This is a genomic window from Haloarcula vallismortis ATCC 29715 (genome assembly GCF_000337775.1).
GTDB lineage: Archaea > Halobacteriota > Halobacteria > Halobacteriales > Haloarculaceae > Haloarcula > Haloarcula vallismortis.
This window is the reverse complement of sequence record NZ_AOLQ01000015.1, coordinates 101,955-111,705: the sequence shown is the minus strand read 5'-3', so window position 1 is coordinate 111,705 and position 9,751 is coordinate 101,955. Positions and strand designations below refer to the sequence as shown.

At 60.8% G+C, this 9,751-nt stretch carries 8 protein-coding genes; 2 read left to right on the top strand and 6 right to left on the bottom strand.

Annotated elements, in window-relative coordinates:
• The first annotated feature begins 290 nt into the window (after positions 1 to 290).
• Positions 291 to 992 carry an endonuclease III domain-containing protein gene (locus C437_RS05315; RefSeq protein WP_004515871.1) on the top strand — a complete coding sequence of 234 codons (702 nt, stop codon included), beginning with the start codon at positions 291 to 293 and terminating at the stop codon, positions 990 to 992.
• Positions 993 to 1,475: 483 nt separating this feature from the next.
• Positions 1,476 to 2,525 (top strand): RNA-guided endonuclease TnpB family protein, encoded by a 1,050-nt coding sequence (locus C437_RS05310; protein ID WP_004515870.1) that lies wholly within the window; start codon positions 1,476 to 1,478, stop codon positions 2,523 to 2,525.
• Positions 2,526 to 2,765: 240 nt separating this feature from the next.
• Here C437_RS05310 and C437_RS05305 read toward each other — a convergent pair whose 3' ends face one another.
• The 6 genes from C437_RS05305 to C437_RS05280 all read right to left on the bottom strand — a co-directional run bounded on the left by C437_RS05305 (position 2,766) and on the right by C437_RS05280 (position 9,259).
• On the bottom strand, positions 2,766 to 4,181 hold the full coding sequence (locus tag C437_RS05305) for a sodium-dependent transporter (protein ID WP_004515869.1): 1,416 nt from the start codon (positions 4,179 to 4,181) through the stop codon (positions 2,766 to 2,768).
• A gap of 170 nt (positions 4,182 to 4,351) precedes the next feature.
• Positions 4,352 to 5,050, bottom strand: coding sequence for an ABC transporter ATP-binding protein (locus tag C437_RS05300; protein ID WP_004515868.1), 699 nt, complete (start codon positions 5,048 to 5,050; stop codon positions 4,352 to 4,354).
• Positions 5,050 to 5,856, bottom strand: coding sequence for an ABC transporter ATP-binding protein (locus tag C437_RS05295; RefSeq protein WP_004515867.1), 807 nt, complete (start codon positions 5,854 to 5,856; stop codon positions 5,050 to 5,052). Before C437_RS05295 ends, C437_RS05300 begins: the two co-directional genes overlap by 1 nt.
• Positions 5,856 to 7,010: an urea ABC transporter, permease protein UrtC gene (gene urtC, locus C437_RS05290; protein ID WP_004515866.1), complete on the bottom strand. Its 1,155-nt coding sequence runs from the start codon at positions 7,008 to 7,010 to the stop codon at positions 5,856 to 5,858. The genes C437_RS05295 and urtC overlap by 1 nt, the downstream gene beginning before the upstream one ends.
• The gene (gene urtB, locus C437_RS05285; RefSeq protein ID WP_004515865.1) at positions 7,011 to 7,949 is read right to left on the bottom strand and encodes an urea ABC transporter, permease protein UrtB; all 939 of its coding nucleotides are present in this window, start codon (positions 7,947 to 7,949) and stop codon (positions 7,011 to 7,013) included.
• 2 nt (positions 7,950 to 7,951) lie between these two features.
• A complete protein-coding gene (locus C437_RS05280; protein WP_004515864.1) occupies positions 7,952 to 9,259 on the bottom strand; it encodes an urea ABC transporter substrate-binding protein in 1,308 nt (435 codons plus the stop codon).
• Positions 9,260 to 9,751 lie beyond the last annotated feature (492 nt).

Sequence of the window (9,751 nt, the reverse complement as noted above, 5' to 3'; positions counted from 1 at the left end):
TTTCGCATCGCTAAGAAGAAATCCACAGTCAGTGACACTACATCTCGTTATATTCAGGCAGAGCCGCTGTGATTACCTCCCCCTATCACTACACACGATTGCTGTTAGTGATGGGGGACTGCCCCGATAGACAGGCCCCGACATTGCTGCTGCCTACCAGTCACACGGTGGGTGGGGTGGCTCCGTCAAAAGTCGTTTCTGGCAGGGGGTAGGGGCGGCGTGGACTGACACGGATCGAAACCGAACGGCGGGTCAGTGTCTTGAAGTCGGTCCGGTCCGTGTCAAGGAATATGTCGACGATTGAGAAGTGGGACGCCGCCGATGTTCGTGACCTGCATGACGATCTCGTCTCACTGCATGGCCCAGTCGAACGCACGAGCGATCACGGCGCCGACGCCAGCGCCGACCCTGGCGAGGGGGTTCGACAGTTGGTGACGACGATTCTCTCACAGAACGTCGCCGACGAGAACACGCGCCGAGCCTCCGAGGCGCTATTCGCGGCGTACGATGATTTCGAAGCCATTGAGTCCGCAGACCATGATAAACTAGCCGACACCATCCGCGTCGCAGGACTGCCCGACCAGAAGGCTGCCCGCATTCAGCGGGCGCTTGCGGCCATCCGCGAGGAAACCGGTGGTGCCTATTCCCTTGCCTTTCTCGACGCCATGCCTGCCGAGGAGGCGAAAGGCTGGCTCACCGACATCAAGGGGGTTGGCCCAAAGACCGCCAGCGTCGTCCTGAACTTCCACTTCGGGAAGCCAACGATGGCTGTCGATACCCACGTCGAGCGGGTCTCCAAGCGGTTCGGGTTAGTAACCGAGTCGGCCACTAACAAGCGCGCCCACGACGAGCTAGACGCACTCATTCCCGACGAACTGACTTACCCACTGCACGTCCTGCTTATCACCCACGGCCGAGAGTTCTGCTCAGCGCGTCGTCCCGACTGTTCGAACCCGGTCTGTGAGCGCTACTGCAGTTGCAAGGGGTGTTAGCACCAGGCGGCGGCCACGAAATGCCGGAACACATTGTACGGACCCATCGCTGATCTTCAACAGTGATGGTGACAGGGAGAGGTATCAGTTTGCGTTCGATGACCAGTGTTACCGTCGTTCCAGAGTAAGGCCGCTCGGAGTAGCCATGTCCGTGACTGCTCTTAACAGTAACACCGATTCAACGGGTTCTCGCGCGTAGTGATGTATGAAAACAGTTCAGACAGGGTGCGTACTTTTCGGCCCCGCGGCGTACAAGAGCCGTTGGCGGACAGTGTGCGGGAAGGATAGTCGTAGGTATCGTTCCCCGCTACAACGACGACAGAGAAGAGACGGGTCACAACAGCCCGTATTACGGAGAATCGAGGAGAAAGCCCCGTGCTTCAGCGCGGGGATGAATCCGACAGTTGATGACACAACCACCGTCGATAGCACGGCCTGATATTCCAACAGGTATTTACAATATAGAATATAATTACAGTTGTAATGGTCACGGTAGCTGTCACCGCGAAGTTCCACAATCCATCCCTCTCACGGCGAAAAGAGTGGCAACAGGCTACTCAGCTCTACCGTGACAACAAGCAGTTTTGCATCGACGGATGGGAAAACGGCGACTTCGACAAATCCGTGACCACCGCCAGCATCAACAATAATCTCTACTCGGCCATCCAGAACCAGGCCATCCGGGAGGCCAAATCCGACCACAGTAAAGATGGAGCGGTTCGCTACCGAGAGAGTCAGCCCTTCGCCGTCAATAATCAGAATTGGGAACTCGACACGACGGAGAACGGCACAGTCGTCGTCGGCTTCCCATGCGTCTCCCAGTGGTGGTACACTCCGATAGAGGTGTACGACGACATAGCCGACCCCGTAGAACGACTCGTCGAAGGAGACGCCGACAAGACCCGCCTCCAGGTCTACCGTCGCGGTGACGATTGGTACTGTACGTTCAATATTGAGTACGCCGCCGACACGGCGGGTGAGACACCCATCGGTGTCGATATTGGCGAACGTCACATACTCGCTGCGACAGCCCACGGCGAAGACAAGTCCATGTTGGTCTCTGGTGGTGAGGCGAAGTATGTTCGGCGCAAATATCGTTCCCTACGCGAGTCGCTTGCAGAGGCGGGTGCGCTTCGCGCACGCAACCGTGTGGGTGACAAAGAACAGCGTCGAATCACAGATCTGAATCACAAACTCTCCCGTCGCCTCATCACGTTTGCCGAACAGTTCGCAAACCCAGTCATTCGGATGGAAGACCTCGAAGGCATCCGCGAAGACAGTTCGTGGTCGGGCGTTCACTCGTGGCACTTCCACCAACTCCAACAGTTCATCACGTACAAAGCCGAACGTGCTGGTATCCGCGTCGAGAAGGTAGATGCATATCACACCAGTCAGCGATGTTCGGCGTGTGGTTCGACAGGGACTCGTGATGGTGACCACTTTTCATGTTCGGAGTGTGGTCGTGGACGTCACGCTGATCTGAACGCATCGGAAAATATCGCTCAACGGGAGGGAGACCCATGCACGGCGTAACAGTTCGGCTGACGCGAACCGTGCTGCCTCGCTGGTTGAATAGCCAGCCGTCGTTGACGCCTGCTGTATGCAGGGAGGAAGGCCCCATTGACAGGGCTAAACGCGCTGGAAAGCACGTCCCTGGTCACAACTGGACGGCTACCTTTGACGTTCCACGCGAAAGCGTCCTTGAGAACCGAGGAAACGCGCAACCTGAATATCCCCTTCGGGGAATCCTCGCGCTTTAGCGCGGGGAGGATGTCAATGCGAACTCAACCGGTCGCTCCGGCTTCCGTTTCGAACGACGACAGCCAGGGCGACGGTGCCAATGACAGCGATAATCGCTCGACCCCCGAGTCCCAGAGACATCCCGGCAAGCGACGCGAGGGTGTTCGTCAACAGGAACAACACGACGACGGGGAGCACCCAGCTAACGGTCAGGAGCCACGGCTTGGCTAGCCATTCGAAACGGTCGGTTCCAGCGCGGAACTCGGCCAGCGCTTCCCCACGCAGCAGCCAGCCGACGATGACAGTGAACGCGAACAGTCCGACAGTCAGGAGTAGGTCGGCGAGCGTGCCGGAGACGAACTGGAACACCGAGCTTGTGAGCGACAGCCCGCTCCCAGTGGCCGCAAGCAGGAGCGATACCAGTACCGTCGCCCGGCGTCGTGGGACGCCGAAGCTGTCGACGAGCGTTGCCACCGGTGTCTCAAGCAGGCTGATACCGCTGGTCACCGCGGCCATCAGCACAGTCGCAAAGAACGCTGTCGCAACGAGTTTCCCGCCCGGAAGCGTCGCAAACGCCGTCGCAAGCGCCACGAATAGCGCGCCGGGACCGCCCTGCCCGGGGTCGACACCCTGTGAGAAAAGCAGCGGGATGACCACCAGCCCGGCGAGGACTCCGATGAACGTGTTTGAGACCGCGATAACGAGCGTATCTCGCGGAAGCGAGGCGCTATCGTCGAGATACGAGGCGTAGGTCAGCATGACTCCAGCGCCCAGCGAAAGGGTAAACAGCGCCTGCCCCGCCGCTGGTCCGATAACGCTCAGGAAGTTCGCGGCGAGGTATTCAGCGTCGAAACTGAGATAGAACGCGTAACCGGCGGCTGTCCCCGGCTGGGTGGCCGTCCAGACCGCGAGGCCGAGGAGAATAATCACGACGCCGGGGAGCATCACCTTCGAGACGCGTTCGATACCGTTGCTCACGCCGAAAAAGACGATTGCGGCCACGATGCCGAGGAACAGCAGGTGAAAGGCGACCGCTTCGAGTCCGAAGCTCATCGCCCCGAAGTACTGCTGGGGCTGCCCGAAGTACGCTCCGACCGGCGAGACAAGCGTGTAGCGGAGAATCCACCCGCCGACGACGGAGTAGAACGAAAGGATGACGAGCGTTGTGAGGACGTTAAACGCGCCTAGCCACGATCCCCAGCGGGATCCGGTGAGCGAGCGCAACGCCGCGGTTGGCGTCTGTCGCCCACAGCGTCCGAGGACGAATTCAGCGAGCAATCCCGGAACGCCGATGCCGACAACGACCAACAGGTAGACGATGAGGAACGCGCTGCCGCCGTTTCCGGCAGTCAGCCACGGGAACCGCCAGATGTTCCCGAGACCCGCCGCACCGCCGACAGCGGCAAGCACGAACCCGAGGTTCGATATCCATGAATCACGATCGGACATTCGTGTACACGTCTGTACGATGGGTACTCAAGTCCCTGTTGATTCGGTTGCTTGCGCGTGGTTGTGGATGAGTCGGCTGGCAGACAGTCCACCACAGGTCTGAGCGGCGACCCGTCGTTCCGACGGCGACCGCCCAGCGACGAAGTCGAAAACTGCGATAGCAGTCCGTCTCAGACCGCGAGGTACTCCGCAATCGCGTCCTCGTCGGCAATCGTCGACGGGCCGAGTTCGTCGACGACCGTGCCACGCTCCATCGCGTAACAGCGGTCGGCCATCTCACGGATGACCCCAAGGTTCTGCTCGACGAACAGAATCGTCGTCCCGAGGTCGTCGTTTATCGCCTGCATGTCCTGGCTGATCTGGTCGACGATGGAGGGCTGGATTCCCTCGCTTGGCTCGTCGAGCAGGAGCAAGTCGGGGTTCGAGATAAGTGCGCGGCCGATGGCCAGCATCTGCTGTTGCCCGCCAGAGAGCGTGCCGGCCTCTTGACTGGCCCGCTCTTCGAGCACGGGGAAGTAGTCGTATATCTGGTCGTACAGCGTTTCGTCGCTGTCAGACCGGATGGTCTCACCCATTTTGATGTTCTGTTCGACGGTTAGCTTGGGGAACACGTCCCGGCCCTGCGGGATGTAACCGATGCCAGCGCGGGCGCGCTCGTCGGCACTCGCGTCGGTCACATCAACGCCGTCGTAGCTGATGGTCCCTTTGCTGGGCTCTAGCAAGCCCATCACCGTCTTCAGGAGCGTTGTTTTGCCGACACCGTTTTTGCCCATCACGCCGACAATTTCCCCCGCCTCGACGGAGAGGTCCACGTCCCGCAGTATCGGTGTCGTGTCGTAGGCGGCGGAAACGTCGTCGAGGTCGAGCATCACGACTCACCCCCCAAGTAGATGCGCTGAACTTCGGGGTCGGATTCGATTTCCTCGACCGGCCCTTCCCGGAACACCTCGCCGTTGTGCAGGACAGTGACTTCTTCGGCGATACTCGCGACGAAGTCGGTGTCGTGTTCGATAACCACAAAGGCGATGCCTTGCTCCTCGTTGAGCCGCGTGATTCGCTCGGCGATGGCTTCGCGTTCGGCCACGTCGAGGCCAGCGACCGGCTCGTCAAGCAGGAGCAGGTCGGGTTCAAGCGCGGCAGCCATCCCGATTTCCAGTTGCTGTTGCTGACCGTGTGAGAGCTGGCCGGCGTCGACATCTTCATAGCCCGTAAGCCCTGCAGCCTCGATGGCCTCGGCAACCAGCCGCCGTCGTTCCTCCCCGTCGGCGAACTGCTGGACGGGGAGCCTGACGTTCTCTCTGACGCTCAGGTCACCGTACACAGACGGAACCTGGAACTTCATGCTGATGCCGCGTGACACCCGCTCGTGTGGGTCCAAGTCAGTGATGTCGTGGCCGTTGTAGTAGATACTGCCATCGCTCGCCTCGTAGGTCCCGGTAATCAGGTTCAGCAGCGTCGACTTGCCGGCACCGTTTGGGCCGATGAGACAGCGTAGCTCCCCTTCGGCGACCGAGAAGTCCACGTCGTCAGTGGCGGTGAAGCCGCCGAACTGCTTGACGAGCCCGTCGGTCTGCAGCAGCGTCTCCGTTCTGTCACCCGTTGCCAGTTCCGCGGCGGTCTGTCGGACGTTCGGTCCGAGCGAATCGACGTCGGATTCGGTTTCAGTATCACTCATTAGTCACTCACCTCACTCGGTGCGTCGGGGGCGTCAGCTTCACCAGCTTCGCCCGGGCCGAGTCGGGTTTCGATGGCCTGCTCATGGAGCCACGGAACGAAGCCGCTCGGAAGGACCAGAATCGTCACCAGCAACAGGGTGCCAAGCAGTACCAGCGCCAGTTCGCCCGCCATCGAGATGCGGAGGTATTCGATGGCAAGCGTTGCGACGACGGCCCCGAGCAGGCTCTTGCGGCCGCCGATGCTCACCCAGATGACCGGCAGCGTCGCGAACAGCAGCGAGAACACCGTCGGGTCGATGTAGACGTTCCGCGCGGCGTACAGGACGCCGGACAGACCCGCCAGCGCGCCTCCAAGTGTGAACACGACGAACTTGACGCGGGTCACGTTGTAGCCGAACATCTCGGTGCGGTCCTCGTCCTCGCGGACAGCGACCATCACACGGCCGTAGTCGGAGTTCACGAGGGCTCGGAGTCCGAGGTACGTCCCGACCAGCAACACCAGCACGAGGTAGTAGAACGGGCTGATCTCAAACGCGCCGATACCGATGATCCGCATCGGAAACGGGTTGTAGATGAACTGGTAGGAGACTCCTTCGACCCCGAGGGTCAACAGAGGGATATCTGGCATCCCGTTGAACCCACCGAGGGCAGCCTCGCCGATGGCCCACTCGGACCCCGCGGTCTGGGCCATGAACGTGTGCATCACGATGGTCGAAACGAGCGTGATGATGGTCACGTAGACGTCTCGCACCCCGCCATAGAACATGAAATAGCCCAGTATCGCTGCGCTGAGGCCACCGCCGACGATACCGGCGACGACGGCAGCCGTGATACCGCCCGGAGTCGCGAAGTTGATCGAGACGACGCCGAACGTGTAGGCCCCGATGCCGAAGAAGACGACCTGCCCGAAGCTCAGTACGCCCGAATAGCCCCAGACGACTGACAGGGAAAGCCCCAGCAAGGCAAGCACCATAAACAGCGACAGCTGTGAGCCGTCACCGAACGCTGGGTAGACGGCGAGTGCCGCCACGGCGACAGCGAAGCCGACCCAGAACCCGCGTGATTCCCCGATAGTGTTTGGCCCCTCGAACCGGCTGCGGAGCCGGCTCGGGAGCGACCTGTCCGCCTCGCCGTTTGCACTGTTTGTCGACATTTATTCGCTCTCCTGTCTTCGTTTCCGTACCTGTTCGAGGAAGCCGGTGATCCCTTCGGGGAGGAATCGGAGCGCAATCAGCGCGGCGACCAGCAGCGCGATGCGTCCGATGAAGGTCCCGTAGAGATTCGAGAACGTGGCCAGAATCGCCCCGAGGACGCCGCCCGAGAGCGCGGTCCCGAGGACGACGCTGGGCCCCCCGACGACGACGGCGACGAACGCCTCGACCAGAAACTGGTCGCCCAGCGTCGGCTGCATCGAGATGACTGGCGCGAACAGCGCGCCGGTCAGTCCAGCCAGCGCCGAACCGATTCCAAACGTCAGCATGTACATTCGGTCAGTGTTGACGCCCATGGCCTGTGCCGTTTCCTTGTCCTGTATCGTCGCCCGGGCGCGCATCCCGAAATCCGTCCGAGTGAACAGGTAGTAGGTGGCCAGAAGCAGCCCGATGCTGACCCCGGCCAGCACGATCCGATACGTCGAGTAGGAGAACGAACCGTACGATATCGCACCAAACGGCGTGGCAATCTGGTTGATTGAGTTCCCGAAGCGTATCCGAGCTCCCTGAGTCAGTATCAGGCTGAGCCCGAACGTGGCGACCATCGAATCGGCCAGCCGGTCGTACAGCGGCTCGATGATGTCACGGCCAAGCGTCCGCTGGCTGACGTAGTTGGGCCAGGCGCCGGAGATAATCACCCGCTCGGTCAGGACCCCGAAGAGGCCGGTTATCAGACCACCGACGAGCATCGCCACGACAAGCGGGAGGTCGAGTTGCGTTACGGCCAGCGTCGCGGTGTAGGCACCGATGAGGATGAACTCTCCGTGTGCCAGATTGATGACGCCCATGATGCCGAAGATGATGGCCAACCCCGCTGCGGCGAGCACGATGAACGCGAAGCTATCGAGGAACTGTAACGCGAGGTTGATCCCGTTTACCATCCCTACTCGGCCTCCTCGTAGTAGTCGACCGGGGTGTACTGGGTCTGCTCCGGGTTCTCGGGCAGGTTACAGCCGGCCGTCTCCGAGAGGAACGTCTCGGGAATCTGGCGGTTCTCGACGGCTTCGACGTTGTGCTCCTCGTCGGCGCGCATAATCCACATGTGGTGGTCGACGTGGTGGGTTGCGCCGTCGAGACGGATCGTCTCGCCCTCGGGCGCTTCGGGTGCCTCTTCCGTGCCGAGTTCGATCCCCGACTCCAAGGCGTCGATGACTTCCGGCTGTTCGGTGGTGCCGGCCTGCTCGACGGCCTTCTTGTACATGTACGTCGAGAAGTAGTTCGTCTCGGCCTCCTCGTTGAGGTAGGGCGCGTCGGGGTACATCTCGAAGTACCGGTCGACGAAACCGCCGTCGCCCGTATTGCTCTCGGTCGGAACTTCCTCCATGTAGTTGACGCCGGCGTAGATGTTAGCCATAGCCGGACCGTCGAGCCGGCGGTGCTCGTACCCCTGTGCCATCGCCGTCGAGGTGCCGATGGGGATGTCGAGCCCTGCCGAGGCCTTCTGCTCGTAGAAGGACGTGTGGTTTGCGCCCACGAGCATCGACATGACGAAGTCGGGGTCTTCCTCCTGAATCCGGTTGATGGTCGAGCCGAACGAGGACTCGCTGAGCGGAATGAACTCCTCGCCAAGGACGTTCGCGTCGTTCTCGTTTGCCAGCACCTTCACCCAGTCGGCCGAGAGCTGTCCGAAGTTGTAGTCGGCCGCAATGGTGTAGATGTCTGGTCCGAACTCTTCGACCAGGTACGGGAGGACGATGCCGAGTTGCTGGCGGGCAGTCGGACCGACCGCGAAGGTGAATTCGTCGCAGACACCGCCCTCGTACTGGGTGGTGTAGAAATACAGCTGTTCGTTGCGGTCGATTATCGGCCGAATGGCCTCCCGAGTTGCCGAAGAGTAACCGGCCCACAGCGCGTCGACGTTCTCCTCGTTGATTGCCGTGCGGGTAAGCTCCTGATACCGCTGGTTGTCCGACTGGGGATCGCGCTGGAACGTCTCGATCTGCTTGCCGTCGATACCACCGTTGGCGTTTATCTCCTCAATTGCGAGCATCGACGCCTTTGCTTTCGGGTCGCCGACGAGGGCGAAGTTCCCGGACTGGTCCTCGAGAACACCGATTTTGAGGGTTTCGGCGCTGCTCGTGGTGTCCGTCGAGGTGCCGCCTTCGCCAGCGGAACAGCCGGCGAGGCCGCCGACGAGTGCGGCCCCGCTCGCGCCGAGGAACTGTCGGCGGCTGACGGACGACCGGTTCATGCTACCACCGCTAGTTCCGCTTCGGTATTGCCACCGTTTTCCACATCTCCGTTGGTCATCTCTCGTTCTTTACCCATGATATCCGAACGTTCGTCCATGATTTCTCTCACAATGTTGCCGTCCGGGAGGGGGAAAATAAGGTTTACCACTCTTATATTATATTGTCCTCCACACAGACTGTGGAGTATAAGGTCGTCAAAGGATATGACAATTAGTCACCGAAACCACTAGTACTGGCCGAAGAATTTGAACTTTTCAGCAATTCTTCGGTAGCGGCGGTCAATGCGACAAAACCGGGAACCGGCGCCGTTTTTCTGACAGCGCGACCTGTCCGCCCGCTGTCAGTCAAATCCGGGGACTGAGCCCGCAAATCGGCCATCAAATTCTCGCCCGCGCCGGACGGGCCGTCGGTCGCCGGGACCGCGGCCGGACTGGACGTGAGTCTCGTTTCCCACGCGGAGGAAGACAATCCCGCAGTCGGGGCCCTTCATT

Excerpts from the sequence above, each read along its gene's own strand:
- C437_RS05315 (WP_004515871.1), top strand. The coding sequence starts at position 291 with ATGTCGACGATTGAGAAGTGGGACGCCGCCGATGTTCGTGACCTGCAT.
- C437_RS05310 (WP_004515870.1), top strand. The coding sequence starts at position 1,476 with ATGGTCACGGTAGCTGTCACCGCGAAGTTCCACAATCCATCCCTCTCA.
- C437_RS05305 (WP_004515869.1), bottom strand. The coding sequence starts at position 4,181 with ATGTCCGATCGTGATTCATGGATATCGAACCTCGGGTTCGTGCTTGCC.
- C437_RS05300 (WP_004515868.1), bottom strand. The coding sequence starts at position 5,050 with ATGCTCGACCTCGACGACGTTTCCGCCGCCTACGACACGACACCGATA.
- C437_RS05295 (WP_004515867.1), bottom strand. The coding sequence starts at position 5,856 with ATGAGTGATACTGAAACCGAATCCGACGTCGATTCGCTCGGACCGAAC.
- urtC (WP_004515866.1), bottom strand. The coding sequence starts at position 7,010 with ATGTCGACAAACAGTGCAAACGGCGAGGCGGACAGGTCGCTCCCGAGC.
- urtB (WP_004515865.1), bottom strand. The coding sequence starts at position 7,949 with ATGGTAAACGGGATCAACCTCGCGTTACAGTTCCTCGATAGCTTCGCG.
- C437_RS05280 (WP_004515864.1), bottom strand. The coding sequence starts at position 9,259 with ATGAACCGGTCGTCCGTCAGCCGCCGACAGTTCCTCGGCGCGAGCGGG.